This window comes from Faecalicatena fissicatena (assembly GCF_016900595.1).
Classification (GTDB): Bacteria; Bacillota; Clostridia; order Lachnospirales; family Lachnospiraceae; genus Claveliimonas; species Claveliimonas intestinigallinarum.
This window is the reverse complement of record NZ_JACLYY010000016.1, coordinates 42062-68367: the sequence shown is the minus strand read 5'-3', so window position 1 is coordinate 68367 and position 26306 is coordinate 42062. Positions and strand designations below refer to the sequence as shown.

The window sequence follows — 26306 nt, the reverse complement described above, 5'->3', positions numbered from 1 at the left end:
AGTTTTCAAGGTACTGATTGCAACGAAAAGTCGTTGCCACTTTTTTACTTGACTTTCTTTAATAGTTAGTCTTATTTAATGATTTGTTCAATAGGTAATATAGGATAAGGGCGAGAAAAAGTCTGTTGCTATAGCAACAAAAATCCCCTTCTCTCCACAATTCGAAGAGAAGGGGATCTGAGCCTTCGTTTTTTATATGTACGGCATGCTCCTACATCAGCCCCAGGCCCTTGACAGTCAGGGAGATAAAATCCTGCACATTGGTCACAATGGTGGTAGCGGAAAGGCTTCCCCTGTCCAACAGCTTATTCACCACAAACTCATCAGCGTCCACAGTGTACAGGAAGACAGGCCTCACAGTTCCGTCCTCTGTCACGGTGTAGGAGGGAGTCATATTTCCCGTGGCAATGGTGTGGAGCATGGTGGCCAGACAGATGACCGTGGTGGCCTTCTCTACCATGGCTCTCATGGTGCTCTGTCCCGCGTAGGCGTCTCCGATCACTTCCGGGAGGGGACCGTCATCGCGGATGGAGCTGGTGAGGACAAAGGGCACGTCATTCTTCACACAGCTGTAAATGATGCCGTTGTCAATCTTGTAGTCCTCTATAAACTGGGGGATGGAGCCGCTCCTCCTCACCCGGTTCAGCACATCCAGATGATTGTAGTGGCCGTTGGGATGACATTTCTGGGTGTAGATGTCCTGCCCCAGAGCCGTGTGGAACATGGCCCCCTCCAGGTCGTGGGTGGCCAGAGCATTTCCGGCCATCAGGCCGTCCACATAGCCGTTGTCGATCATGGCCGACATGGCCTTTCTGGCGTCAGCGTCAAAGGAGAAGGCAGGTCCCATGACCCAGACCACATTTCCGTGCTCCCGCTCATATTTCAGCAGCTCAAACAGCCTGTCATAGTCTCTGGCGTAGGAGGTCTCCCTGCTTCGACCCTGCCGGAACACGAACTGATCCTCTGACGCGTCTCTTTTTTTCTCAAAGCCTGTTGTGTGGAGGTAAATGCCCTCCTCGCCCCTCTCGGTCCTGCCTAGGATCACCCGGTCTCCCTTCTTCAGGTTTCTGTTCTCCACCACCTTCAGGGTCCCATCCTGGGCCCAGACCACGCTGGAGTCCATCCTGGACCTTGCCGGAAGCAGCCACTCCCCGTTCAGCTTAAAATACTCCGGGTACATGGACGTACTGTGATAGTTTTCCGGTGCCACGCCGTCCTTCTCCACAGCCTCCCACCGGGCATTCGGCGCGTTTTTCAGCTCCTCCGCAGAAAAATCCGGGGCTTCATATTCTGGCATTTTAAACATGTGTATCTCTCCTTCTCTCTCATTTCCGTCTTGTATTTCTGCTGTACACGCAGCGGCCGCCTATGTAGGTCTGATCCACCTGCACCTGGTCGATCTCCTCGGCGGGGATCTCCAGTATATCCCGATCCAGCACAAGGAAATCCGCCTTGTAGCCCTCTCTTAGCTGTCCCAGCCTGTCAAATCCCACCATGTCAGCGGACTCCTTTGTGTAGAGGATAATGGCTGTCTCCACGTCCACTGCCTGATCCTGTCCGCAGTCCGTTCCGTCCCAGGCCCGTCGGGTCACCGCTCCCTTGATGTTGGGGAAGGGATCTGAGGGAACAGCCCAGGATGTGGCCGGCGCGTCTGTGGAAAAGCAGAGCTTCACGCCGCTGTCCAACAGATCTCTCACAGGGTAGCATCTCTTCATCCACTCCTGTCCCAGGTTATTCAGGTAGCTCTCGATCTCCGCATACATGAAAATAGGCTGGGTGACAAAACCAATGCCCTTTTCCGCCGCCTTGCGAACGCTGTCCTTTGCGGGGTCTGTGATGTGCTCCACCCGCACATAGGGCTCCGGCCCGTCGTTCCACTTCTCCTCCCTGGCCGCCCGATCCACCACTCTTGCAATGGCCCTTGTGCCCATGGCGTGCATGGAGAGCTGACAGTGATTTTCCTTACAGAACTGAATGGCTGTCTCCATCTGCCTGTCGCTGCACACAGAGATACCGCAGGAGTCCGTTCCCAGATAGGGCTCTGCCATCCAGGCGGTCCGTCCGGACACGCTGCCATCCCCTATGAGCTTTAGGCCGGAGACAAAGATCTGCTGCCCCCTGTCAAAACGCTCCCTGGGAATACAAAAATCCGGGTCATCCATAAAGAAATCCCACATGTAGTACACGCCCACCTCCTGGAGGAAGCCTTTCTCCGCCGCCTCCCGATAGAGAGGATAGTTGTCGCCGCTGTCCAGATTTCCCATATCTGTCACAGCCACAATGCCCTGGGATGTGAGGAGCCGGCCCAGCTCAGCCAGGTTCTCAACCTTCTCCTCCCTCTCCGGCACAGGCATGAAGGGAGTCACAAGGTTTCTGGCATTTTCCTTCAGCACGCCTGTGGGCTCTCCATTCTCATCTCTCTCAATCTCTCCCCCATCCGGATCCGGCGTATTCCTGTCTATGCCCGCCAGCTCAAGGGCCCGGCTGTTCACACAGCGAATGTGGCCGCATGTACGGATGATGGATACCGGCGCATCGCTGCAGCCCCGGTCCAGATCCCAGCGGGTGATGGAGCGCTTCTCCGCGAACTTGCCCTCATCATAGCCCCAGCCCTGGATCCAACCGTCCGGCCCCTGCTCCTCTCTCTTCTGCCTGATTGCCTGCACCAGCTCCTCAATAGAGTGGATTTTCGGCGGCAGGGCTGAGATCTGCCTGCTGAAGTCCGCCAGCATGACAGGGTGCATATGGGCGTCCACAAATCCCGGGATCACCCGGCGGCCCCCAAGATCCACCCGGGCACATCCCGCCGGCGCCATTTCTTCCACTTCCTCTCTCGTTCCCACCTTCCGGACAAGGCCGTCCTCCACAAGCATGGCCTCCCCGTACAGTTGGTCACTGTCCGATGTAAAAATCTTTCCGTTTTCATAGATACAACTGTCCATTAATTTACCGCACCTCCAGACGGGAAGAACCTGAGTCTCTTCCCGCATAATAAAAAAACAGGCACTTCGCCCAAAGCTGAAGCGCCATTGCTATGTCCTACAGATAACTATACTCTTTTTCCCCGGGATGTGTCAATGTTTTAAAAAGAAAAGATAACGCTTCCACCTGAGGTGAAAGCGCCGTTTTTGATTTCCATTTTCAGCTTTTGTCAGCCTTACTGCAAGGTCAGGTCTCCGTCCTTTACCCAGCCCAGCCGGCGGCACACCTGGTTGATGGCCGGGGCCAGTATGGCGGGAAGCACAAAGGAGATCAGGATAAGACCTATCCAGTCAAAGGCGGAGGGCGACATGGCCGCGGCCCCGTTCGTGAGGGCCGTCTCGCTGGGAGCGATCCAGCCGGTCCAGACGCCCAGCTGTCCGCACAGCCCGCAGGTTCCCATGCCGGAATTGATGGCATCGCCGTTCATCTGCAGCCGGAACACACAGGTGGCGATGGGGCCGGTTATGGCCGATGCCACCGTGGGGGCGATCCAGATGCGGGGATTTCTGACAATATTGGGCATCTGCAGCATGGAGGTGCCCAGCCCCTGGCTCACCAGGCCGCCCAGACCATTTTCCCGGAAGCTCATAACCGCAAAGCCCACCATCTGGGCGCAGCAGCCCGCCACAGCGGCGCCGCCAGCCAGTCCTGTCAGTCCCAGGACGGAGCAGATAGCCGCAGAGGAGATAGGCAGCGTCAGCGCCACCCCCACCAGGACGGACACGATTACCCCCATCAGGAAGGGCTGCAGCTCCGTGGCCTGCATGATGAGCTGGCCGAAGGCGCTGGCTGCAAGTCCGATAGGCGGAGCGATGACCCAGGCGGCCCCGATGCCCACCAGTGTGGTGACAATGGGCGTCACCAGAATGTCGATCTTTGTCTCCTTGCTGACAGCCTTTCCCACCTCGGCCGCAATGATAGCCACAAAAAGAACCGCCAGCGGGCCGCCGGCCTGCCCCAGAGCATTGCAGGCATAGCCCACTGTGGCCAGCGAAAACAGCACAAGAGGCGGCGCCTGCAGGGCATAGCCGATGGCCACGGCCATAGCCGCGCCGCTCATAAAGGAGGCCATGCCTCCGATCGTGTATCCCACACCGTTGATGGCGATGATCCGGGCCGTGAGGAATCCGACATGAAACTGGCTGCCAATCGTATTCAGGATCGTGCCGATAAGCAGTGAGCAAAACAGTCCCTGAGCCATAGCGCCCAGTGCATCTATGCCATAACGCCTGGCAGAGATGACAATATTTTTCCGTTCCAGAAAGGCTTTTACTTTTTCCATAACAAACTCCCATTTCTTTTCCTTAATATGCAGCAAAGTATACATGTGTCTTGACACATGTATACTTTACTATAACTGCTGTATGGTGTGCTTGTCAATCCTTTCTTTTCGCGGAGCTTTACTTTTTCGTTCTCCACGGCGGGTCGTCCCCGGCCGCGGCTCTTGACATAGCTCTTCCCGCGCCGTGCGGGGCAGAGTAATTCCACTCGGGATTTCCCCTGCCCACCCCCAGCACGGAACCATCCCGCATATTGATGGGAATCAGCACTTTTTCACCGGCATGGGCTGCAATAGCCCCTTTCCTCAGGATCATTTCCCGCGTGTACATCGGGCATAATCCTGATCCGGCTGCCCTCTGTCAGCTGACAGTCGCACATCCTGCGGATCTGGCGGGCGCTATGCCACTATTTTCGCATAGCGCTCGCTTTCCAGCACCTCCATCATACACTTATAAGGCGAAAGACTTCCATCTGCAACCATGGAGAAAAGCCTGGGTGTCACTCCGGAAATCAGAGCGACTCCCTGTTCATTCATAGTAACTGGCTGATGGCGGTTTCTGCTGGCAACATTCCAGAAGACAATTTCCGGAAGCCTGTAGCCGTGCGCTTCGTAGCTTTTCTTCGCATGTTCAAAGTTTGTCTCAGAGGCATTGCTGATACAGAAGTTAAATTCCATATCGGAGATGATGATCAGCTTTGCCGGCAAATCCTCCTGCCTGACATTATATTTAACTGCCGTCTCCAGGATCAGGTCAAATACCGCCTCCAGATTTGTGCTGGCCACCTGGCAGAAGGTGGCTGCATAGCGAAGCCGATCCACAAAGGTTTCCCCCTTGATCTCGATCAGCTGCGGCGTGTCAGAGAACTCGATGAAATGATTGCTGAACACGCCCCTGTTATGCTCCGCAAAGTACAGTCCAAGGGACAGGGCCACGGCTGCGGGCAGGGGGCTCCCGTCACAATACATGGATCCGGAGGTATCAATGACCGCAAGGGCATTTTCCTTCCCGCCAAAGTCGGGCATAGACTCCCACGTAGCGTTCAGGGCATTTTTCTCCTCCGGTGACAGTTCTCCGAGAAAGGACTCCCAGCCGGGGTGCCAGTTCTCCCAGGAAAGAAAAGGCTCCACCAGCTCGTAGGGAGACACATTGTCCGCGTGCATGCTGACCTTGCCGGAAGCGACATTAGCAAGAAACGCATTATATCTCTTTCTGTCGTTCCTGATGAACGCCTGTCTGTATTTAAACAGCGCTCTGGAGGGCTGTTTCTCATAGTCAAAGGTATAGTCCTTCTCCCGAAGATTATTCTCGATGATATGTATCCGGCCGCGCAGGGCTGAAACTGCCTTCCGGTAAGCCGCCTCACTCATGCCGAAGGCCCTGGCCACTTTTTTGGCATTACGAACCGTCTGCCTGCTGGAAGCGTTGACAGAAGGAAGCCATTTCCCAAGCAGAGAGACATTTTCGCCTGCGGCGAGAAGTCTCATGTCCTCGTCAAACTGTCTTCTGAGAAGGGCAAGCATTTCCTCTTCACAGGGAGTGCCCATCAGGGCGAGAAGATCGTCAAAGCGGCCGTATTCTGCCACATAAGCGATATTCTTTTTCACGGATCCCGGCTCGTTTTTGGCAAGCCACGAAAAGATCGTGCGGAAAACTCTCCTTTCTCCCAATCCCCCTCTGACGTCCCTGGCAAAGAAGAGAAGTTTCATCGCCATATCCGCATTTTCCGTATACGCGCGCACAAAGCGGGCCGTGATCTCCTCATCGCTCTCCCGTCTGAGCGCGCCAATGGAAGCATAAAGATCCAGACAGTCAGAACCGCTTGTGGCATATGCGGCCGCGCCGTTTTCAGTCTCAGTTGTATTGGCTTCCCGTCTGATATAATCCAGCATGACTTCTCTCCTCTTCCTTTCACTTTTCTTTTAAACAAGGCACCATATATATAAAAAATCACGCGATATCCTCTCTTTGCTGTGGGTGCCTTTTTGTTGTACCTTTTGTTTACAATGCCATTCTACTTCCCCCGCCCGCATTTATCACGGAAAAAAAGCTGCGAACCTCAAAGTCCACAGCTCTTTTGCTCTATGAGTCTCTGCCTGATCAGCCCCACAAAGCGCTGGGGCTCCGTCACCCTGATCAGGGGACCAAAGGACAGCACTCTGATCACCAGCTCCATCTCATCCTCTTTGTCATAATACACAGTAATCCGATATCTGCCGTCCTCTGTCTTCTCCGCCTGCTTCCGGAAATGGGCGAAATGCATCAAAACCCGCTCCAGCGCGTTCCGTTCATCCACCAGCTGGAACACAACTCTCCGCTGTCTGGTCCGCACAACCCGTCCCCCGCATTTTGCAGGCTCCTTTGCGAGACGACAGCCAACGATCCTTCCCAGGTTGATTGTACTGGCATATTGCCCCTCTGTCCCGGTCAGCCGAAATTTGTCGTCCTTCTCCGAGTATTCCAGAGACTCCGGAAAGATTGACACAGACAGGAGCTCCCCCTTTCCGCTTGTCATCTCTATACGCAGCGGATACTTCCTCCTGACCGCATCCAGGATCAGGCGAAAATTCGCTATGTAGGTCTCATCTCCGTAGGGGTCGCCGTCGCTGTACTTGTCAAAGACCAGGATATCTTCTGGTCGGAAGAGAGGCTCGGCCTCCGGGAAGTCAAACCCGAAATCCCCAAACAGACGGATGCGGAGATCCATGGCGATGGACTTCAGCCATCTCCGCTGCAGCATCGTCAACGGCATATCCGGCTTTCTCTGTATGGGAGTCGTCCCGTCCGCCCTTATGAGCTGCCATCTCTCCTCCTTCAGCGCGGGAATAATGCTCAGGGCACTCTCCCTGAATGCGTGCTGCTCGATTATCTCACGAAGCTCGCTGTCCGTAAGAGGGTGTCTGACAGCCTCTGCAAGTACAGCCGCCACTGTATTGTAGTAGGCGCTGTACAGTTCACTGAAGATCATTCTTTTCACCGCCTTCCAGTCCATAGAGCTCGTACATGGCACTGATGTCATCCCTGAACTGCTCTTCCAGTTCTCTGTCAGAAATGTGGATACTGACGATCCGGCAGATAAATGTGCGGATCCACGGAACCATTTCACTGGCATCATATACATCCGCGGTAAAGCGGCTTGTATTTCCATCCAGATGCTCCACCGTGCCGATCCGTTTTTCCCTCTCCAGACGCAGGGGAATATGCGTTTCATCGTCCCTGTACCGGATTGTAAACTCCACATGCTCCATAGGCTGGCCGGACCGGTTCTGGGTGCTGACTCCCCACATGTGAGGAAGCATCCTGTCCAGCTCCGCCCGCATTTCCTCAAAATGCTCCTCAACCCTATCCGTTTTTACAGAAATCAGATTATCGATCCGAAAAGAGGAGATCCCCCCGAACGGAATTGAGTAGGCCATCAGATACTGTCTCCCACTCTGGACGCTGACCATGATCCGAAGGGGAACTGCGGGATTATCTGTGACCCGCCCCGTATGGCGGTTCATATTCTCCAGGATCACTCTTCTCCTCTCGCCCATAGCGGCAAACAGATCACAGAGGATCTCACTGTCCATTGCGCTGGTAATATAATGGTGCTTAAATGACAGATAATCCTCACGCTCGTCCAGCTTGTCAAGCAGAAAGGACCCTATGACGCCGCAGGGCGCCGTCTCGGAAAAAAAGTCCAGCATATCCCTGTCCAGCTCACAGTCCGTCCGCGCCCGCCGGTACACCAGCCTTCTCCCTTTTTTCTCCGTCTCTATGATCCCCTCTTTCGCATACTCCTTCAGCTTCTTTCTCACAGTAGACTCATCATACGTCCTGGGCATACGAAATCCGGAAAGATAGTCATCTATCCGCTCCATCACCTCCCCCAACGTCATACTCACCCCGGGGTCACAGAGGATATCAAAAATAATAAAATGAAGAGTAATGTCGCCGTCAGTGAAGCTCTTTGCCTTCCAGGCTTTATACAGGGGATTATGACTGGACGTGCGGCTGTCCACGGAGATAAAAACATTTTTTCCGTCAGGAGTCTGGCGGAACTGCATGTAGTCCCCAAGCCAGCTCTCCAGGCGGCGCCGCTCATCGTCGTAGGAGCGGGCGCTCTTCTGGGTGTACTCGTCCCTGCTCTTAAAGCCGTAAACATAGAATTCACGCATATAGTCGCGGATCCGGTTGAAGTTTTTTATGAGTTCGCTGTATGCCATGGGGTCACCTCCGCAGCTTGCTTATTGACCAGTTGAGGGCGTTCACTAAAATCAATCAGCCTTATCCCTTCTCCAGCCATATTGGACATAATACTGCCTCACCCAGGCATCATTTTCCTCGTTGACGCTTCTGGCCGCAGCCTGTACTTCATCTAGGTAACAGTCGAGATTCAGGCTCTCATCCCGTTCCCAGGCTGCAAGAAGTTCATTGATGGCAAGCTCAAGGTCAGGCGGGACATCAAATGGCAACTGTTCTGGCCGCAGGATACCTGATATATCCATGTAATGTCACCTCCTTTCCATGTCAAATGGTTGCTTCCGGCTGATAGCTCGTATCATTCTGCTATTATTGTATGTTACCACATCTTTTGAAATAAGGCCAGGTTGCAAAATCTGCTTTCTCAAATGTTTTCGTTCGTTGAGTATCCATCCAACAAACAAAAAAATGTCATACGATTGGATTTCGTATGGCATTTGAAAATGCTGTATTGATATTGAAAATAAGAGAAATTGATAGAATTATGTCGCTAGTGAATTTGATTTTAACGCTTGTCTTTACATAACATTGCCAGCTATGTTTTCATCTGCACAAAATACCAAAAGGTATTCTTTGAAATCTCCCTGCAAGAGGCAGACTGGGTTTTATTACCCTATAGATTTACACTGCAAGTTCAAATAATATTGTTATGAAATCGTCGGGCAACCGACAAACACAGTGTGTGTTACCAATAAGAAGTCTATCCTTGATAGGCTTTTTATTTTTATACGCTCAATTATACTATTTTTTTTGCACAATAATCAATTAATTTTTGTCATATTTTTAGTCATTTTATCCATATTACAAAATAATACTATTATATATCTACCTTCTTTCTCCTCCAAGCATATTCTCTGGTAGAAGGCTTTTTTCAAACTAACATTCCTCCTGTCCTTTGTTAATATAAGAATAGAAACAGGTACTATCGATAAGCGGTTAGTCCAAATTCATATTAGTTACGAAAATCAGGATTGTAATGACAATACTAACAAAGACAAACAAACCCCCGGAAACGCATTGTTTCCAGGGGTTTGCAATCTCTTCGATATTCTCTTCTGCAACAAAAATTAACGTTTGGAGAACTGGGGAGCTCTACGAGCCGCCTTGAGACCGTATTTCTTACGCTCTTTCATTCTCGGATCACGTGTCAGATATCCGGATTTCTTCAGAACCGGTCTGTAGTCAGCGTCTACCTGAAGGAGAGCTCTTGCGATACCGTGACGGATGGCTCCTGCCTGTCCTGTGTATCCGCCGCCCTTTACATTGACCAGCACGTCAAACTTGCCGTCTGTCTCTGTTGCAACGAGAGGCTGACGAACGATAACCTTCAGTGTCTCCAGTCCAAGATACTCGTCGATATCTCTCTTATTTATTGTGATCTTACCTGTTCCAGGTACTAAATATACTCTAGCGATAGATTTTTTTCTTCTTCCTGTTCCATAATATTTTGATGTAGCCATTTTTTAATATCCTCCTTTCGACCTCTGATTAAAACTTCAGCTCTTCCGGCTTCTGAGCCTGATGCGCATGCTCTGCTCCAGCATATACGTGAAGCTTCTTGATCATGCTTCTTCCTAAAGGTCCCTTCGGAAGCATTCCCTTAACAGCCAGCTCGATCACCTTCTCCGGCTTCTTGTTCATCATCTCTGCCAGAGTCATCTCTTTCATTCCGCCTACATACTCGGAATGGCTGTAGTAAATCTTCTGATTTAACTTCTTGCCTGTTACTTTTACATCCTTTGCGTTGATCACGATCACGTAATCACCAGTATCGATATGCGGTGTGAATTCCGGTTTGTTTTTTCCTCTTAAAACCTTAGCTACTTCTGATGCTAAACGTCCTAATGTATAATCTGCAGCGTCAACTACATACCATTTTCTCTCAATCTTGTCTGGACTAGCCATATAAGTTTTCATTGGTTTACCTCCTGTGAATTGGTTCACTACTATAGAAATAATATGAAATGTTATATTGAAAGCAGCCAGGTTCCGGGGCTTTGGTGCCTGCTGTTTCTCCTTTTGTCATACTGCATTATTATATTATACGCATCCACGTGTGTCAACCGTTTTTTTAGGACTTTTTCATTTTCCCGCACCGCTCCGGCACGCTTCTGTATCCCGCTTATTTTATTTGATTTATAAATTATGTAACGACAGGGAATCTCAGAAAATCAGCAGTATATTGAGCACCCACAGTAAAATGCCAAGACAGATTCCTATGATGCCCAGGACGCACCCTGCCTTTGCCTTCCCGGCCTGGCTGGATCCTATACCCATCCTGGCCCGGGACACGGCCAGAACTCCCAGTATAATGGCGGCGATCGGAATGATGCACAGGATCACGCTGAGTACGCCAAATATGAGGGAGCCTGTGGCTGCCTTGGTGTTGTCCGTTGTCTGCACGTAAATCGGCTGAGGCTGCTGCCCCGCCTGACTCTGCTGTCCCGCCTGACTCTGCTGTCCCGCCTGACTCTGCTGTCCCTGGGGAGGGGTCTGCAGCTCCTGCTGGAGGACAACAAAGAGCTGCTCCAGGCTTTCCCTGTAGGGCTTTTTCATGAGCACACCCACAACGCCGTCCAGGCCCATCTCTCCGCCTGCCGTCCCCCTCAGCCATGCCTCCAGATGAAACATGCCGTTGAAATAGGACCATTTCAGATATTTAAATCCTTCCACCACACCGTCTCCTGCCCGCCAGGCCGGCTCTCCCTTCCACTCGGACATGACAAACTGATTTTTCCGCAGATAATCCTGCATGATAAAATTCACAAAATCTTCCGGCTTGTTCAGTACAATATCTTTTACATATCTGGCCATACGCCCGCATCCTCATTTTTTAGCATTTTCATACGTCATTCTTTTAACATGTGTCTATTCTAACACAGAAGAGGGCTTTTTTAAATCCTTGTATCCATATACAGGATACTTTATAATATTTTCTGCCGGCACATATGCCGCGCCGGAGCTTTCCGTTTTATTCTCACACATTTTACAGAAATATATATACGGCGGAGGAACTGATCATGGCTAAAAATATCGATCTCGTAAACGGCCCTGTGCTGCCTTCCCTGACAGGACTGGCCCTGCCCATCATGGCAACCTCTCTCATCCAGATGGCCTACAATCTGACGGACATGCTCTGGATCGGACGGATGGGGAGCAGCGCCGTGGCTTCCGTGGGAGCCGCGGGTATGTACATGTGGCTCTCCAACGGACTGGCAGCCCTGCCGAAGATGGGCGGACAGGTAAATGCAGGCCACGCCCTGGGAGCCGGCCGGACAAAAGAGGCAGCCTCCTTTGCGGCCGCCGCCCTGTGGATGACCACAGCCCTGGGGCTTTTGTTTGGCGTGTGCTCCATCCTGTTCGCAGACCCATTGATCGGATTTTTCCATCTGAACAGTCCCCAGGTCATCCAGGACGCGAAAATTTACCTTCAGATCACCTGCGGGTGTGTTGTATTTTCATTTTTAAATCAGACGTTTACCGGGATCTTTACGGCCGCGGGCAACAGCCGCTGCTCCTTCGCCGCCACTCTGACAGGGCTGGTCATCAATATGGTACTGGATCCGATCCTCATCTTTGGAGTGGGGCCATTTCCCGTCATGGGAGTTATGGGTGCCGCCATTGCCACCATTTTTGCCCAGCTTGTCGTCACCCTGGTGTTCGTGGCCTTTGCCCTGCGGGACAGTGTCCTGTTCCGGCATATCCGGCCTTTTGACCGTCCGGGAAATGGCCGGCTTCTCGCTATCCTGCGCATCGGCTTCCCCACCTGCGTGCAAAATATGATATTTACCGGCATCTCCATGATCATCGCCAGGATGGTGGCGGGCTACGGGGACGCAGCGGTAGCGGTTCAGAAGGTTGGCTCCCAGATCGAATCCATCTCCTGGATGACAGCGGATGGCTTTGCCGCTGCCGTCAACTCTTTTCTGGCCCAGAACCACGGGGCCGGGAAGCCTGAGCGTATCAGGAAGGGCTATCGGAGCGCCATGGGCGTTGTACTCATATGGGGCCTCCTCTGCACCGTCCTCCTGATCGGCTTCCCCGAGCCCGTATTCCGCCTTTTCATCACAGAGCAGGCTGTCATCCCCATGGGAGTGGACTACCTGGTAATTCTTGGCGTCTCTCAGCTTCTCATGAGCGTGGAGATCACCACGGCCGGCGCGTTTGCGGGCCTTGGGAAAACTCTGCCTCCCTCTGTGTGCAGCATCGTCCTGACCGGCGCCAGGATCCCCCTCGCCTGGCTTCTCGTGCGGACTTCTCTGGGACTCAACGGCATCTGGTGGAGCATTACCATCTCCAGTCTTCTCAAGGGCCTGGTCCTGTTCCTCTGGTTCCGCTCCTATCTGGGAAGGGAGCTTGGGAAAATGTCCTCCACCGCCAGCTGACCTTAAAGACCCAAAACTAAATCTGACAATATACACCGGGCACAGACAAAATCCACGCATTTTCTCTGCCGCCCGGCATTTTTATATGAAAATTATATAAAACATCCTATACTTTTGCCTTGTTTTATAGTAAAATAGACGAAGCGCAAACAAACAAGAAAGTGAGGCAGATATTATGTGGGCTTATAACAGTATTTTCTATCAGATCTATCCGATCGGATTTTGCGGCGCTCCGGTGCACAATGACGGGGAGTGTGTATCCCGTATCCGAAAGCTTATGGACTGGAGCGAATATCTGGAGGATCTGGGTGTGGACTCCATCCTCCTGAACCCTGTCTTTGAGTCTGACAACCACGGCTATGACACAAGAGATTTCAGGAAGATCGACTGCCGTCTGGGGACAAACGAGGATTTTGCCGAGGTCTGTAAAAATCTCCACGAGCACAATGTAAGGATCGTCCTGGACGGCGTATTTAACCACGTGGGCCGGGGCTTCTGGGCCTTTCGGGATGTGCAGGAGAAAAAGTGGGACTCCCCCTACAAGGACTGGTTTATCATTAATTTTGACGGAAACAGCGGCTACAATGACGGCTTCTGGTACGAAGGCTGGGAGGGACATTTTGAGCTGGTCAAGCTGAACCTGAAAAACCCGGCTGTTGTGGACTATCTCCTGGAATGTGTGAAATTCTGGGTGGACACCTTTGACATCGATGGGCTTCGCCTGGACGTGGCCTACAGCCTGGAACCGGATTTCATGCGCAGGCTGCGCTCCTTCACGGACAGCCTGAAGGAGGATTTCGCCCTCATCGGCGAGGTGCTCTTCGGGGATTACAACCGGATCGTAAACGACGAGATGCTCCACAGCTGCACCAACTACGAGTGCTACAAGGGTATTTACTCCAGCTTCAACTCCATGAACATGTTTGAGATCGCCCACTCCCTGCAGCGGCAGTACGGCTCCGAGCAGTGGTGTCTGTACCGCGGCAAGCATCTTATGACCTTTGTGGACAACCACGACGTGACCCGGATCGCCAGCATCCTCACAAACAAAAATCATCTTCCCCTGACCTACGGACTTCTCATGGGCATGCCTGGCATCCCCTGCATATACTATGGAAGCGAGTGGGGAGAGCCGGGAGAGAAATCTCCTCACAATGATTACGCCCTGCGGCCCTGCTTTGAGGAGCCAAAGCCAAACGAGCTGACGGAGCTGATCAAGAAGCTCATCCGCATCCGCCAGAAGAGCGACGCCCTGTGCAATGGCTCCTACCGCAACGTAGTTCTCACCAACCACCAGCTCGTCTTTGAGCGAGCCACGGAAAGGGAGCGTGTCATGGTAGCCATCAACGCCTCCGACAGCCCCTTTACCGCTTCCCACGGCGACCTGAACGGCGCAGTCACAGAGCTCCTGTCCGACACAGAAATGAGCCTTGTGGGAAATCTCGAAATGCCGGCGTACAGCATACAATATCTTGTGTTTTGATTACTTTTATACAGGGCATTTTTCATTTTGGGACACCATTTGATGCAGGTTCAGACGTAATACTTTTAAAAAGTATTACGTCTGAACCTGCGAACCTGCGTAGGAGGTACGTATGAACCAGAAAAAATACGTCATTGTGGGAGCCGCCATCCTGGACATTCTGGCACGGCCGGTGGACGCCTCGGTCTTTGAGACAGGGTCCAGCCCGGCCAGGGCCATCGCCATGCACACCGGCGGGGACGCCATGAACGAGTCCAGGGTGCTGGCGGATCTGGGCGCGGACGTGCGCCTTGTGAGCAAGGTGGGAACGGATCCGGCGGGAGATTTGGTTCTCTCGGCATGCGGGGATCTCCACATCGACACCAGCTATATCCGCAGGGACCCGGAAATCCCCACAGGAGTCAACATTGTCCTGGTAGACCAGGAAGGGGAGCGCAGCTTCATCACCTGTCCGGACAGCACGCTGCGGAAATTCTACCCGGATGATGTGCCGGAAGCTGCCCTGGCGGGCGGGAGCATCCTCTGCTTTGCCAGCATCTTTGTCTCTCCCCACTTCGGGAACCGGGAGCTGGCCGCCCTCTTCTCCCGGGCCAGGGCCGCAGGGCTCACGGTCTGCGCGGACATGACCAAACGAAAGAACAAAGAGACCATCCGGGATATGGAGAAAAGCCTCTCCTTCCTTGACTATGTATTTCCCAACTACGAGGAGGCGGCTCTCCTCACCGGGGAGAAGGATCCTGACCGGATCGGGGACGCCTTTCTCTCCCGCGGCGTGAAGCACGTGGTCATCAAGGCAGGGGCAAAGGGCTGCTACGTGTGCACGGAAGCGGATCGCTTCTGGTCTCCCGCCTACAGCCGCGCCCGGTGCATCGACACCACCGGAGCCGGAGATACCTTTACCGGATGCTTTCTCTACGCCCTGGGGCAGGGCCTTCCTCTCCCAGACTGCGCCCGCTTTGCCAACGCAGGCGCCTCCCTCTGCATCGAGAAGACAGGCGCCGCCGGAGCCGGGAAGGATTTACAGGAGATCATAAAAAGAGCAGGCCTCTGAATCAGGTCTGCTTCTTCTTTTCCCATACTCTTTTTCCTATTCTCTCACCAGCACCTTCTCGATCTCTCCGATGTACATGGTGTGGTAATCGTTCTGGGGATACCATTTTGTATCGCACTCCGTATCCACGAAGCACTCGGGATACATCTCCTGGGCGTACAGCTTGCGGCATACGAAGATCATCTCCGCCTCCTCCACTGCCGTGGTCTCCTCCAGCGTCTTCTCATTTACAAAATACGGGTGAAGTCCCGCCTTCTCCCACTTGTTCTCCACATCCCTGCCGGACACGGAGCCGCAGATGTTCAGCGCCTCCCGCTTGTCCTCGGGAAGGAAGGAAATGGTAAACCGGTCGCTGCCGTCCACAAATTCCTTTGTGTATCTCTGAGGTCTGATGTAGGCCGTCACAACGGGCTTTCCCCACATGATGCCCACGCCTCCCCAGCTTGCTGTCATGGTATTGGATTTCATCCGGTCTCCCGCCGTCACCAGCATCCACTGTCTGCTGATCTTGTCAAACGGATTGAACTGAAGCTCATGAATATCCATCTCTTTAAACGCCATCTTCTCTTCCTCCTATCCATATGCCCTGACTGCGGGCAAACTCTGATTTCTATTATACACCTTTTAGTACCAGCGCACCATAGGATAGTCGTTGTTAATGCCCTTCGTAGCGACGATCTGATGGATGTCAATGATGCCGTTGTGGAAGGTGGCCGCGCAGGCGTTCAGGTAGAGATCCCACATCCGCAGGAAGCGCTCGTCAAACATTTTCTTCTCCTCTTCCATGTGCCTGTGGAAATTGTCCGCCCAGCACAGAAGGGTTTTATTGTAATGGAGACGCAGGTTCTCGATGTCCATGATATGGAAATCATCCTCCGCCATGCAGGACACCATCTCCCGCAGGCTCGGCACCGTGCCGCCCGGGAAAATATATTTCTTGATCCAGGGATCTCCGGCATGCTCTTTAAGAGCGCTGATAAAGTGGAGAAGGAATGTGCCGCCGTCCTTCAGAACTGCCTTCACGCAGTCGTTAAAGAGCTGGTAGTTGGCGCGGCCCACATGCTCCACCATGCCCACGCTGACTACCCGGTCAAAGGTGTAGCCGCTCTTTGGCAGATCCCGGTAGTCCATCAGCTCCACCTTCAGCTGATCCTGGAGTCCCTCCTCCTCGATCCGGCGCTCAAACTCTTTGCACTGCTCGTGGCTCAGAGTGATGCCCACGCCCTTGATCTTGTATTTCTTGGCCGCCTCGATGAGAAGAAAGCCCCAGCCGCACCCAATGTCCAGGAGCGTCATCCCCTCCTTCAGGTTCAGCTTCTCCAGGATATAGTCCACCTTGTTGACCTGAGCCTGGTAGAGGGTGTCATCCGGATGCCTGAAGTATCCGCAGGAGTAGCTCATGGTCTCGTCCAGCCAGAGCCTGTAGAAATCATTCCCTATATCATAGTGGGATGTGACCTCCTTCTCCTGGTTCTTCTTTGACACAGAGGAGTGCATGATCTTCTTCAAGGCATTTTCATCTGTAGAAAATTTCCCCAGCTGTCCCAGGAAATGATCCAGCGCGTAGTAGAGGTCTCCCTCAATCTCCAGATCCTTGTCCATGTAGGCCTCTCCGAGGGCCAGGGATGTGCTTGTAAGGAGCTTTGTCTTTGGAATAGATTTGTTGAATTTCACTGTAAATTCTGGTGTTCCTTCGCCAATCTTGTACTCTTTCCCATTCAGTTTTACGAGGAACGGGTAGTCGGTAAATCTCTCTAAAAATGTTACTAAAATGTCCTTCACGTCTCTTTACCTCCTGATTATTCCATTTACAGGAGATACTTTATTCCTATTTTTCGGATTTGTCAAAGCCCCTTTTGTCGCATAATTATAAACTTTTTATGAATTATTCCATCACGATCTTCCGGAAATTCTTCTTTCCCTTCTTCAGCACAATGCCTGCCTTAAAGGCGTCCTCGGTAAACACCTCGTGGATATTCGTGATCTTCTCGCCGTCCACGGACACGCCGCCCTGCTGCACAGCCCGTCTCGCCTCGGACTTGGAGGGAACAAGCTCCGCTTTCACAAGCATGGTCAGGATATCCAGGCAGCCGTCCTCCAGATCCTCCTCTGTGAGTGTGGTGGTGGGCATGTTGGCCGCATCGCCCTGGCTGAAGAGAGCTCTCGCGGAATCCTGGGCCTTCTTTGCCTCCTCCTCGCCGTGTACCAGCTTGGTCAGCTCGTATGCCAGGATCTCCTTGGCCGTGTTGAGCTGGGCCCCCTCCCAGGAGTCCATCTTGTCGATCTCCTCCAGGGGAAGGAAGGTGAGCATGCGGATGCATTTGAGGACGTCCGCGTCCGCCACATTTCTCCAGTACTGGTAGAACTCAAAGGGGGATGTCTTGTCGGGGTCAAGCCACACGGCGCCGCTCTGTGTCTTGCCCATCTTCTTTCCCTCGGAGTTGAGGAGCAGGGTGATGGTCATGGCGCAGGCATTCTTGCCCAGCTTGCGGCGGATCAGCTCTGTGCCGCCCAGCATGTTGCTCCACTGGTCATCCCCGCCAAACTGCATGTTGCACCCGTATTTCTGGTACAGTACGTAGAAGTCATAGCTCTGCATGATCATGTAGTTGAATTCCAGGAAGCTCAGTCCCTTCTCCATCCTCTGCTTGTAGCACTCTGCTGTCAGCATGCGGTTGACGCTGAAGTGGGGGCCCACCTCCCGGAGCAGGTCAATGTAGTTCAGATCCAGCAGCCAGTCCGCATTGTTCACCATCAGGGCCTTGCCCTCGGAGAAATCGATGAAGCGGCTCATCTGCTTTTTAAAGCAGTCGCAGTTGTGCTGGATCTGCTCTGGCGTCATCATGGAGCGCATGTCCGACCTGCCGGAGGGGTCTCCGATGTACCCGGTGCCGCCGCCGATCAGGGCGATGGGCCGGTTGCCCGCCTCCTGAAGTCTCTTCATGAGGCAGAGGGCCATAAAGTGTCCCACATGAAGGCTGTCCGCCGTGGGGTCAAACCCGATGTAAAAGGTTGCCTTTCCGTTGTTGATGAGCTCTCTGATCTCCTCCTCATCTGTCACCTGGGCGATCAGCCCTCTTGCCTGCAATTCTTCGTAAATTCCCATTTTTCTTCTCCTTTATCTTTTATTTTTTATCTGTTTTCTGTGCCACAGTTGCTCATTCTGTGGGGTGGTCAGGCTCTCGGGAATAGAATACAAAAAAGCCCTTACTGCTTTTACACAGTAAGGGCGAACAATCCTTCGCGGTACCACCTTGCTTTACCGGCGCCTCGCGGCGCAGGCCTCATCCGGCTGCTCCCCTGTCAGATCGACATGTCTCTCCTCTTCGGATTACAGCCTGGCACTTTAACGCGCGCCAACCCGTCACAGCCTATCTCCGTCTCCCGACCTTCGGTGTGCAGCTCCAAGATGTATTCGCATGCGGTTCCTTCGCGCGCCTCTCATCAGCCGGCTGCTTTCTGTGCGGGTGTCCCGGATACTACTTGTTCTTTTCCAAGCCTTTTGTATGTTATTCCGTCTGACTGAAATCCTATCCTATCCGGATTTATTTGTCAAGCCCATTCCGGAAATTATTTGCCATCCCGTTTACTTTCCCTGATAGTAGGGGCATCTCCCCCTCAGGCACTGCTGGTTCTCCCCGGAGAAGGTGCAGAGAATCTTCTCCGGCAGCTCCATCTCCACCCCCAGCTCCTCTGCCGTCATGCGGACCGCCTCCCCCACGGCAGTGAAGGTGTCTCTTTTACAGCACCTGGGGCCGCCGATCTCCCCGATGGCCTCCAGAGCCCTGGCTGTCATTCGGTTGGAGAGCCCCCAGGACTTTCCGGCAAGGGGCGTAGCTCCGGTGACAATGCTCATGAAAATGCCAGCGCTGATTCCGGCGCCGCAGCAGCCCCAGAAGCCGCAGACACCGCCCGGGATCTGGCTGCCTCTCTCCTCCATCTGTCCCAGAGCCTTCTCCAGATCGAGCTGTCCTCCGCAGTTGTGGTAGGCCGCAAGGAGGGCGGCGCCCGCCATCACGTGGTGCTCCGGGCCGTGCATATAGATAAACGGATCCTCCATGATCTCCTGCATGATGGCAATGGGGTCCTTAAGAGAAGTCTCTTCGCAGACCCGGCGGATCGCCTCCAGCCCTCTTCTTTCATGGCAGGCATCACAGACATAGTGGCCCTCCTTACAGGAGGCATGACTCTTTTCTTCTTTTCCGCAGAGGGCACAGGTCATTTCCACCGCCTCTTTATAGTAGATGAGCTCCTGACCGCAGATCAGGCAGCCCCCTCTTCCCGCTTTTGTCTTTTCTCTCTCCAAAACCCCTATCTGCCTTTCCCGGTCAGCATTTTTCCGTCCTTGATGACCGCTTTCAAATTCAAATCCTGATCGAGGAGCACCAGATCCGCCTTCTTCCCCACAGTGATGGATCCCCGGCTCTCATATACGCCCAGGCTCTTTGCCGGATTCATGGTGGCGCATGCCACGGCTGTCCCCAGGGGGATATCCATCTTCTTCACCGCCGTGCGCACGCAGTCCATCAGGTTGGTGACTGAACCAGCCAGGGCACCATCGGACACCAGGGTGGCGTGATTGCCCTTCACATCCACGTCCAGGCCTCCCAGCGTGTACCGGCCGTCAGGCATTCCAGTGGCCCGCATGCTGTCGCTGATAAAAATGATCCGATCCTCCCCCAGCATCTTGAAGGTGGCCCTCACAACAGCCGGGTGGATATGGACGCCATCGCAGATCAGCTCCGCCATCACGTGAGGGCTGTCCGCCACAGCCCCCACCACGCCGGGAGCCCTGTGGGTGAAGGCGGGCATGGCGTTATAGAGGTGCACCGCATGGCAGGCGCCCCGGTCATAGGCCGCCTTTGCCGAATCGTAGTCCGCGTTGGTGTGAGCCAGGGACACATGGACCTCATCCTTCACTGCCTCCACAAAGTCCAGCGCTCCCTCCCGCTCCGGGGCCACACCGATATACTTCACCGTTCCTTCGGCCGCCCTCTGGAAGCGGTGGAAAATATCTACGTCACAGAGCAGGATATTCCTGGCATCCTGGGCTCCCTTCTTGGCCTCGCTGATAAAGGGGCCCTCCATGTTCACTCCCAGGAAATCCGCCCTCTCCGGATCCGGGTGCTCCTCTTGCGTCTTTCCGTAGGCCGCCCCCGTAGCCAGGATAGCCTCCAGCTCCTCCACAGGCAGGGTCATGGTTGCCGGATTGATGCCCGTGACACCCACAGACGCCTCATACTCCGCAATCCCTTTTATCGCCTCCTGTGTGCCGTCGCAGAAATCATAGCCCATGCAGCCGTGGAAATGGATATCAATAAGGCCGGGGATGGCGTAGCCCCCCTCCCCGTCAACAGATTCCTCCTGATCGCCGCAGACAGCCTGAGGCTCCGCAAAAAGCCCGTCCTTTATATAGATGTCCCCCTCCGCAAAGCTCTTGTCTTCCCTGTATACTCTGACGTTTCTGATATGCATAGTTTTTTTCTCCTTCCGCCGCCTGCCTGGGCGGCCTGTACTGAAAATATTATAGTATACTCTTCCCCCAAGAACAACACGGAGACTGAAAATTTCAGTCTCCGCGCCAAACTGCAGACAGCAGGCCTTTGCATACCGCTTTTATTTTAGAACACAAATCTTAAGATCATCACCGCTGTAGCGATGGTGAGGAGCAGGCAGGCCGCTGTTCTTTGCCCTCTGCTCTTTGCCGTCAGATACAGGGCCAGTGATACGACGCACAGGGCTCCCAGTCCCATCGTCGCCACCCGCTGCCCGGTCCAGTTCATGGGCAGGGACACAGCCTGGAGAGCCGCAAGGGCGATCCCCCACACAGACAGAATGTAAAAGACTACCTTTTTTACCCTTTCATTTTTTACCAGATAGAGGGCAAGGAAGCCCCCGATGCTGATCACACAAATTGCCAGATAAAAGATTACCAAAACTCCTAATGCCATTTTTTATTCCTCCTGATATTGATTGATTTTCTCTTCCTGTATCGGAACGGGGATGTCATCTCCCCTTCTGGCATACAGAATACCAGGACTTTTTAAAGAAACCTGGCAGGTGTTTCTGAAGAATTCTAAAGACAGGGAGGAATATGGAGGGTGATCCGGATCTGATAGATGCCCCCGTCGGAGTGAACCTCCGCCCCGCCGTCAAAGGCCTCCGCAGTCTGCCGGATATTTTTCAGTCCGATCAGGCGGCTTTCCGTCTCCGGATCCAACTCCCCTCGCACACGGTTTTTCTGGAAAATGATGAGTGTATTTCCCCTGCTCGTTACAGACAGCTCCACCTCCCCGGCGGGATCCGCGTACTTTTCCACATTGGAGGCCAGATTGTCCATCAGGCGGCGCAGGGCCGATATATCCGCTTTCCCCGAAAAGGAGCCGCACCCCGAAATGTCCGTCCGGCAGGAAAAGCCCTCCTCCAGCATCTCCTCCCACTGGCCGGCAAGCTGTTCCACAAGAAAACGGATGTCCTCCACCTTCTCCCAGATCCCGGCCTTCCCCTCCAGGAGCTGGTCCATCAGCTCCTTCACCTGGACAGTTCTGGTCCGAACAAGCTCCAGATAGCCCCTCAGCTCCTCCTCCGGGATACGCTCCCTTTTTCCCATCAGCTCTGTGTAGGACAGCATGGCGGTGAGGGGCGTGCGGATATCATGGGACAGGGAGCGGATAAAGGCCTCCCTGGCCTCCTTCATCTCCTGCTCCTTTCGCCTCAGCTCCCTCTGGGCGGCCGCCAGGTAGTTGACGCTCTGGGCCAGCCGGGTCAGCTCATCCTCCCCCTCTAAGGGAAGCTGCCCCTCCTCCTGCCTTTGCATCTTCTCCACGCCGTTAATGATCCGGATCAGGTAGGACAGACGCCGCCCCAGAAGGAGTAGGAAGAGAACCACAAAGACCGCCACCGCCGCACCGATACACAGACCTCTGAGCCACATCTCCAGAGCTCCGTAGAGGATACCCTCCAGCCGGATCTGCCTCTGATCCAGATAGACATGGACGAGAGACTGGGAGGTAATGTAAAAAAAGAGAAAGGTAAAGACGGAGACGATTACCGACAGCACCAGATACTCAAATATTTCCCCTGACAGCTTTCTCGCCTTCTCAGGCCTTGGTTTCCTTTTAATCCGCATAGTACCCCTTTCCCCAGGCCGTCTTGATATACCTGGGATTTCTGGAGTCATCCCCCAGCTTTTTCCGTATATTTTTAATGTGCACCATGATGGTAGTGTCCCCAACCGCTTCGTCCTCCCAGACGCTCTGGTAAATGTTGTCCAGGGAGTAGATCTTCTTCCTGTGGCGGATGAGCAGCTCCAGGATCCTGTACTCTGTGTAGGTCAGGACGATAAGCTCCTCCCCCTTCCACACAGACTGCCGGTCCGTGTCCAGCCGCAGGTCCTTGTAGACAAGCTCCTCCTCTCCGGCAGGGCTTTGGCGCTGCATCCTGGCATACTCTCCGCTCCTTCGCAGGAGAGCCTTCACCCGCAGGAGGAGCTCCCCGTTGGAGAAGGGCTTCACCAGGTAGTCGTCAGCCCCTGCCTCAAAGCCCATTTTCTTGTCCGCCTCCCCGGAGTAGGCGGTGAGGAACATGATGGGCGCGTAATAGCTTTTCCGGATCTCCATCCCCGCCGCAAATCCGGACATTTGCGGCATGTTCACGTCCAGGATGTAGAGGTCGATATCCCCGGAGGCCAGCCGCGCCGCCTCCTGTCCATCCCCGGCAGTCACCACCTCATAGCCCTCCTCCGCCAGGATCATCCCCAGCACCTGCCGGATTTCCTTTTCATCATCCGCCACAAGTATTTTTGCCTTTCTGTCCATAAAAATCTTCCTCTCCATGACCTTGTATATATCTTATCTAGAATGTAACACAGCCCTCCGGCCTTCTCAATCTTTTTCCTAAAAATTACCGTCAGACTCGTTGTCCCTCCTCACCTTTTTTGTTATAGTAGCCTGTAGAAATATTTATTTTATACAAAGGGGAAAAACTATGAACCAGAAAACCTATGACAGCTATGTAAAAATACTGAAGACTGAGCTCGTGCCTGCTCTGGGCTGCACAGAACCCATCGCACTGGCCTACGCCTCCGCCAAAGCCGTGGATCTGCTGGGGGATTTCCCGGAGCGCATGGAGGCCCTGTGCAGCGGAAATATCATCAAAAATGTAAAGGGCGTCAAGGTGCCCTGCTCCGGCGGCCTGAAGGGCGTGGAGGCGGCCGTCATCCTGGGAGCCTGCGGCGGGGACTCCTCCCGGGAGCTGGAAGTGTTAGAAAGCGTGCAGGAGGAGGACCGGGCGCGCACAAACGCGCTGCTGAGGGAGGGCTTCTGCACCTGCCTTCTCAAGGAAGGGGTTCCCAACCTCTTCATTGAGATCCACGCCTTCAAGGGGACGGACAGCTCTGTGGTAAGAATTGAGCAGAAGCACACCAACATCACCTACATGGAGCAAAATGGCCGCGTCCTCTTTGAGAAGGAGTCTTCCGGCGGGGAACAGCAGGCGGACAAATCCCTCCTCAATCTGGGAGACATTATCGCCTTCGCAAGGGAGGTAAACCTGTCTGACGTAAGAGACTGCCTGGAACGCCAGATCCAGTACAACATGGCCATCTCCGAGGAGGGCCTTGCGCACCAGTGGGGCGCCGGCGTCGGCCGGATGGTTCTGGAGGAATTCGGCCAGGATGTTCGCTGGAGAGCTATCGCCAGGGCCGCTGCCGGGTCAGACGCCCGCATGAGCGGCTGCTCTTTGCCGGTCATCATCATCTCCGGCTCCGGCAACCAGGGCATGACCTGCTCCCTGCCGGTCATTGAATACGCCCGCTCCACAGGGAAATCCCAGGAGGAGCTGCTGCGGGCCCTGTGCGTCTCCAATCTCACAGCCCAGGATCAGAAGCGCTACATCGGCCCCCTCTCCGCCTACTGCGGAGCCGTCTGTGCGGCCGCCGGGGCGGGCGCCGGCATCACCTACCTGTGCGGCGGCACAGCCGAGCAGATTGAGAACACAGTGGTGAACACTATTGTCAACGCCGGGGGCATCACCTGTGACGGCGCAAAGCCAAGCTGCGCCGCCAAGATTTTCTCCTCCCTCCAGGCCGCCTTTCTCGGCCACAGCCTGGCCATGAAGGGCTTCCGCTTTGAGGCCGGCGAGGGCCTTGCCATGGACACCGCCGAGGAAACCGTAAAGGCCATCGGCTATATGGGCCGGGAGGGCATGCGCCAGACCGACATTGAAATCCTCAATCTGATGATCGGGAAGACAGACGTATCCTCCTTGTAGACACCTCTTCTGCAAAAGCCCTGTCATGCTCCACAAGGAGCATGGTGGGGCTGTATTTTTGTATCAGGCCGGCAATCTGATCCCTGGAAAAAATATCGATATAATTCATGGGTTCATCCCAGATATACAGATGGGCCTGCCGGCTGAGGCTGGCCGCCAGCAGCACCTTTTTCTTCTGGCCAAGGCTGTAGTCCTCCATCGGCTTTTCAAACTGCAGCCTGGAAAAGTCCATCTTCCGAAGCAGAGCCATAAAGAGCGTCAGGTCAAGTCCCCGCTCCCTGGCAAAATCCCGCAGATTTCCCGACAGCCCGCCCGGATCCTGGGGCACATAGGACAGGACGAGCCCCGGCGCCAGGTCGATCCTCCCGCCGGCAAGACAGGCATCCTCCCCCGAGGCGGCGCTCAGTATGGCCCGGATCACTGTGGATTTGCCGGAGCCATTTCCCCCCGCAAGGAGCACCCGCTCCCCCCGGTCTATGTGCATGCTCCAGCCTTCCAGCACAGCCCGCACCCCGTAGGAGAGGGTCACGTCCTCCAACTGCACCAGCCGCTTTTTGTGGTGCACGAGGGGACAGATCTTCAGCTCCTCCGCTGTCTCCACATTTTTCAGAAGCTTTCTCTTTTCCTCCGCCGCCGTCCGCATCCGACTCTCCATATTTTTAGAGCGCTTCATCAGTTTGGCCGCCTTGTGGCCGATGGCGCCCCGGTCCGGCCTAAGTCCCCCGATCCGCACGCCCTTCTTTGTCTTCTCCACAGTCTCCGACCAGCTCTCTGTGCGGGCGGCGGCCGCCTCCAGGCGCCGTATATCCTTTTTCAGCCTCTCATTTTCTCCCAGCTCAAAGGCATCCTTTTTCGCCTTCTCCTCCTGCCAGGTGGTGAAATTTCCCCGAACCACCTCCATATTCCTCCGGTTGATGGCCAGAATGTGGTCCACGCACCCGTCCAGGAAATACCGGTCATGGGACACAAGGATAAATCCTTTCTTTCCCTGCAGATATCCCATCAGTCTCTCCCTGGCCTCCATGTCCAGGTGATTGGTGGGCTCGTCGATGAGCAGAAAAGCATTCTCCCTGGCAAACAGAGCCGCCAGCATAACTCTCGTCTGCTCTCCGCCGCTCAAGGTAGTAAAGGGCCGGTACAGGATCTCCGGGGCCATGTCCAGGCAGGTCAGCTCCCTGCACACCTTCCACAGCTCATAGGACGGGTCTGCCTCCTCGATCACGTCTATCACATTGGCCGACATATTCCCCACAGGAAAGGGGAAACAGTCCATCTCCACGCTGGCCCGTATGCTTCCGCTGTACTCGTACTCTCCCGCAAGAAGCTTAAGAAGGGTGGTCTTTCCCCGTCCGTTCCTCCCTGTGAGCCCCAGCTTCCAGTCTGTGTCTATCACAAAGGACACGTCCTCAAAGACCGGCTCGATCCCTCCGTCGTAGCAGAAGGTCAGATGTTCAACCTGTATCATTGACATAGCGTCATTCCTCCTCTCAGAGCGCACGCAGACATCCCTTCACGTTCCTTCTTCCCTTCCGGTCTTCTCTCGGCATTGCCGGGCGTATCGCACAAAAAGGACACGGGAAAATTCCCGTGTCCCAGCATAACATTCTCTC

23 protein-coding genes and 1 pseudogene are annotated in these 26306 nt (G+C 54.1%); 4 read left to right on the top strand and 20 right to left on the bottom strand.

The features are described 5' to 3' along the window. Positions 1–211 precede the first annotated feature (211 nt). The 11 genes and pseudogenes from H7U36_RS13755 to H7U36_RS13705 form a co-directional block, all read right to left on the bottom strand. A complete protein-coding gene (locus H7U36_RS13755) occupies positions 212–1306 on the bottom strand; it encodes a putative NPN-dependent ornithine cyclodeaminase (RefSeq protein WP_205156346.1) in 1095 nt (364 codons plus the stop codon). Positions 1307–1325: 19 nt separating this feature from the next. After that, positions 1326–2942 (bottom strand): amidohydrolase, encoded by a 1617-nt coding sequence (locus tag H7U36_RS13750; RefSeq protein WP_191429217.1) that lies wholly within the window; start codon positions 2940–2942, stop codon positions 1326–1328. Positions 2943–3157: 215 nt separating this feature from the next. Further along, positions 3158–4264, bottom strand: coding sequence for a PTS sugar transporter subunit IIC (locus H7U36_RS13745; protein ID WP_191429218.1), 1107 nt, complete (start codon positions 4262–4264; stop codon positions 3158–3160). 151 nt (positions 4265–4415) lie between these two features. After that, a pseudogene (locus H7U36_RS13740) lies at positions 4416–4580 on the bottom strand (RtcB family protein); the annotation flags it as partial. Between the two features lie 80 nt (positions 4581–4660). Next, on the bottom strand, positions 4661–6154 hold the full coding sequence (locus H7U36_RS13735) for a DUF2828 family protein (protein ID WP_205156345.1): 1494 nt from the start codon (positions 6152–6154) through the stop codon (positions 4661–4663). A 167-nt stretch (positions 6155–6321) separates the two neighbouring features. Next, positions 6322–7230 (bottom strand): WYL domain-containing protein, encoded by a 909-nt coding sequence (locus H7U36_RS13730; RefSeq protein ID WP_191494011.1) that lies wholly within the window; start codon positions 7228–7230, stop codon positions 6322–6324. After that, a complete protein-coding gene (locus H7U36_RS13725; protein ID WP_205156344.1) occupies positions 7217–8470 on the bottom strand; it encodes a WYL domain-containing protein in 1254 nt (417 codons plus the stop codon). The genes H7U36_RS13730 and H7U36_RS13725 overlap by 14 nt, the downstream gene beginning before the upstream one ends. A gap of 51 nt (positions 8471–8521) precedes the next feature. Next, positions 8522–8752 carry a hypothetical protein gene (locus tag H7U36_RS13720; RefSeq protein WP_191494013.1) on the bottom strand — a complete coding sequence of 77 codons (231 nt, stop codon included), beginning with the start codon at positions 8750–8752 and terminating at the stop codon, positions 8522–8524. 822 nt (positions 8753–9574) lie between these two features. Beyond that, positions 9575–9967, bottom strand: coding sequence for a 30S ribosomal protein S9 (gene rpsI, locus H7U36_RS13715; RefSeq protein WP_087173351.1), 393 nt, complete (start codon positions 9965–9967; stop codon positions 9575–9577). A gap of 28 nt (positions 9968–9995) precedes the next feature. Next, positions 9996–10424, bottom strand: coding sequence for a 50S ribosomal protein L13 (gene rplM / locus H7U36_RS13710; protein WP_191494028.1), 429 nt, complete (start codon positions 10422–10424; stop codon positions 9996–9998). Between the two features lie 246 nt (positions 10425–10670). Further along, positions 10671–11321, bottom strand: coding sequence for a DUF4190 domain-containing protein (locus H7U36_RS13705; protein ID WP_191494029.1), 651 nt, complete (start codon positions 11319–11321; stop codon positions 10671–10673). A 206-nt stretch (positions 11322–11527) separates the two neighbouring features. On the opposite strand from H7U36_RS13705, the gene H7U36_RS13700 reads away from it, so the two are divergent. From H7U36_RS13700 to H7U36_RS13690, 3 genes are all read left to right on the top strand, one after another. Continuing rightward, positions 11528–12892, top strand: coding sequence for an MATE family efflux transporter (locus H7U36_RS13700; RefSeq protein ID WP_191428766.1), 1365 nt, complete (start codon positions 11528–11530; stop codon positions 12890–12892). Positions 12893–13067: 175 nt separating this feature from the next. Beyond that, entirely contained in the window at positions 13068–14375 is a 1308-nt protein-coding gene (locus H7U36_RS13695) for an alpha-amylase family glycosyl hydrolase (RefSeq protein WP_205156343.1), read from the top strand. A gap of 112 nt (positions 14376–14487) precedes the next feature. After that, positions 14488–15426 carry a carbohydrate kinase family protein gene (locus H7U36_RS13690; protein WP_205156342.1) on the top strand — a complete coding sequence of 313 codons (939 nt, stop codon included), beginning with the start codon at positions 14488–14490 and terminating at the stop codon, positions 15424–15426. Positions 15427–15462: 36 nt separating this feature from the next. Here the strand turns inward: H7U36_RS13690 and H7U36_RS13685 are convergent, their stop codons facing one another. The 8 genes from H7U36_RS13685 to H7U36_RS13650 form a co-directional block, all read right to left on the bottom strand. Beyond that, positions 15463–15987 (bottom strand): flavin reductase, encoded by a 525-nt coding sequence (locus H7U36_RS13685; RefSeq protein ID WP_191428769.1) that lies wholly within the window; start codon positions 15985–15987, stop codon positions 15463–15465. 63 nt (positions 15988–16050) lie between these two features. Continuing rightward, on the bottom strand, positions 16051–17208 hold the full coding sequence (locus tag H7U36_RS13680) for an SAM-dependent methyltransferase (protein WP_205148195.1): 1158 nt from the start codon (positions 17206–17208) through the stop codon (positions 16051–16053). Positions 17209–17311: 103 nt separating this feature from the next. Continuing rightward, positions 17312–18532 (bottom strand): tyrosine--tRNA ligase, encoded by a 1221-nt coding sequence (tyrS, locus tag H7U36_RS13675; protein WP_138303835.1) that lies wholly within the window; start codon positions 18530–18532, stop codon positions 17312–17314. 480 nt (positions 18533–19012) lie between these two features. After that, a complete protein-coding gene (locus tag H7U36_RS13670; protein WP_205156341.1) occupies positions 19013–19732 on the bottom strand; it encodes a DUF5714 domain-containing protein in 720 nt (239 codons plus the stop codon). 5 nt (positions 19733–19737) lie between these two features. Then, positions 19738–20901, bottom strand: a complete 1164-nt coding sequence (nagA, locus tag H7U36_RS13665; protein ID WP_205156340.1) for an N-acetylglucosamine-6-phosphate deacetylase — start codon at positions 20899–20901, stop codon at positions 19738–19740. Positions 20902–21047: 146 nt separating this feature from the next. Then, positions 21048–21377 (bottom strand): hypothetical protein, encoded by a 330-nt coding sequence (locus tag H7U36_RS13660; protein WP_191428772.1) that lies wholly within the window; start codon positions 21375–21377, stop codon positions 21048–21050. Positions 21378–21502: 125 nt separating this feature from the next. Next, positions 21503–22555, bottom strand: a complete 1053-nt coding sequence (locus tag H7U36_RS13655; RefSeq protein WP_205156339.1) for a sensor histidine kinase — start codon at positions 22553–22555, stop codon at positions 21503–21505. Continuing rightward, positions 22545–23243, bottom strand: a complete 699-nt coding sequence (locus tag H7U36_RS13650) for a response regulator transcription factor (protein ID WP_138303845.1) — start codon at positions 23241–23243, stop codon at positions 22545–22547. Before H7U36_RS13650 ends, H7U36_RS13655 begins: the two co-directional genes overlap by 11 nt. Before the next feature lie 169 nt (positions 23244–23412). On the opposite strand from H7U36_RS13650, the gene H7U36_RS13645 reads away from it, so the two are divergent. Further along, on the top strand, positions 23413–24696 hold the full coding sequence (locus tag H7U36_RS13645) for an L-cysteine desulfidase family protein (RefSeq protein ID WP_191493837.1): 1284 nt from the start codon (positions 23413–23415) through the stop codon (positions 24694–24696). Here the strand turns inward: H7U36_RS13645 and abc-f are convergent. Next, positions 24656–26167 (bottom strand): ribosomal protection-like ABC-F family protein, encoded by a 1512-nt coding sequence (abc-f, locus tag H7U36_RS13640; protein ID WP_205156338.1) that lies wholly within the window; start codon positions 26165–26167, stop codon positions 24656–24658. The genes H7U36_RS13645 and abc-f overlap by 41 nt on opposite strands. Between the last annotated feature and the right edge of the window lie 139 nt (positions 26168–26306).

Coding starts and splice junctions, on each gene's coding strand:
- H7U36_RS13755 (WP_205156346.1), bottom strand. CDS start 1,306: ATGTTTAAAATGCCAGAATATGAAGCCCCGGATTTTTCTGCGGAGGAG.
- H7U36_RS13750 (WP_191429217.1), bottom strand. CDS start 2,942: ATGGACAGTTGTATCTATGAAAACGGAAAGATTTTTACATCGGACAGT.
- H7U36_RS13745 (WP_191429218.1), bottom strand. CDS start 4,264: ATGGAAAAAGTAAAAGCCTTTCTGGAACGGAAAAATATTGTCATCTCT.
- H7U36_RS13735 (WP_205156345.1), bottom strand. CDS start 6,154: ATGCTGGATTATATCAGACGGGAAGCCAATACAACTGAGACTGAAAAC.
- H7U36_RS13730 (WP_191494011.1), bottom strand. CDS start 7,230: ATGATCTTCAGTGAACTGTACAGCGCCTACTACAATACAGTGGCGGCT.
- H7U36_RS13725 (WP_205156344.1), bottom strand. CDS start 8,470: ATGGCATACAGCGAACTCATAAAAAACTTCAACCGGATCCGCGACTAT.
- H7U36_RS13720 (WP_191494013.1), bottom strand. CDS start 8,752: ATGGATATATCAGGTATCCTGCGGCCAGAACAGTTGCCATTTGATGTC.
- rpsI (WP_087173351.1), bottom strand. CDS start 9,967: ATGGCTACATCAAAATATTATGGAACAGGAAGAAGAAAAAAATCTATC.
- rplM (WP_191494028.1), bottom strand. CDS start 10,424: ATGAAAACTTATATGGCTAGTCCAGACAAGATTGAGAGAAAATGGTAT.
- H7U36_RS13705 (WP_191494029.1), bottom strand. CDS start 11,321: ATGGCCAGATATGTAAAAGATATTGTACTGAACAAGCCGGAAGATTTT.
- H7U36_RS13700 (WP_191428766.1), top strand. CDS start 11,528: ATGGCTAAAAATATCGATCTCGTAAACGGCCCTGTGCTGCCTTCCCTG.
- H7U36_RS13695 (WP_205156343.1), top strand. CDS start 13,068: ATGTGGGCTTATAACAGTATTTTCTATCAGATCTATCCGATCGGATTT.
- H7U36_RS13690 (WP_205156342.1), top strand. CDS start 14,488: ATGAACCAGAAAAAATACGTCATTGTGGGAGCCGCCATCCTGGACATT.
- H7U36_RS13685 (WP_191428769.1), bottom strand. CDS start 15,987: ATGGCGTTTAAAGAGATGGATATTCATGAGCTTCAGTTCAATCCGTTT.
- tyrS (WP_138303835.1), bottom strand. CDS start 18,532: ATGGGAATTTACGAAGAATTGCAGGCAAGAGGGCTGATCGCCCAGGTG.
- nagA (WP_205156340.1), bottom strand. CDS start 20,901: ATGCATATCAGAAACGTCAGAGTATACAGGGAAGACAAGAGCTTTGCG.
- H7U36_RS13660 (WP_191428772.1), bottom strand. CDS start 21,377: ATGGCATTAGGAGTTTTGGTAATCTTTTATCTGGCAATTTGTGTGATC.
- H7U36_RS13655 (WP_205156339.1), bottom strand. CDS start 22,555: ATGCGGATTAAAAGGAAACCAAGGCCTGAGAAGGCGAGAAAGCTGTCA.
- H7U36_RS13650 (WP_138303845.1), bottom strand. CDS start 23,243: ATGGACAGAAAGGCAAAAATACTTGTGGCGGATGATGAAAAGGAAATC.
- H7U36_RS13645 (WP_191493837.1), top strand. CDS start 23,413: ATGAACCAGAAAACCTATGACAGCTATGTAAAAATACTGAAGACTGAG.
- abc-f (WP_205156338.1), bottom strand. CDS start 26,167: ATGTCAATGATACAGGTTGAACATCTGACCTTCTGCTACGACGGAGGG.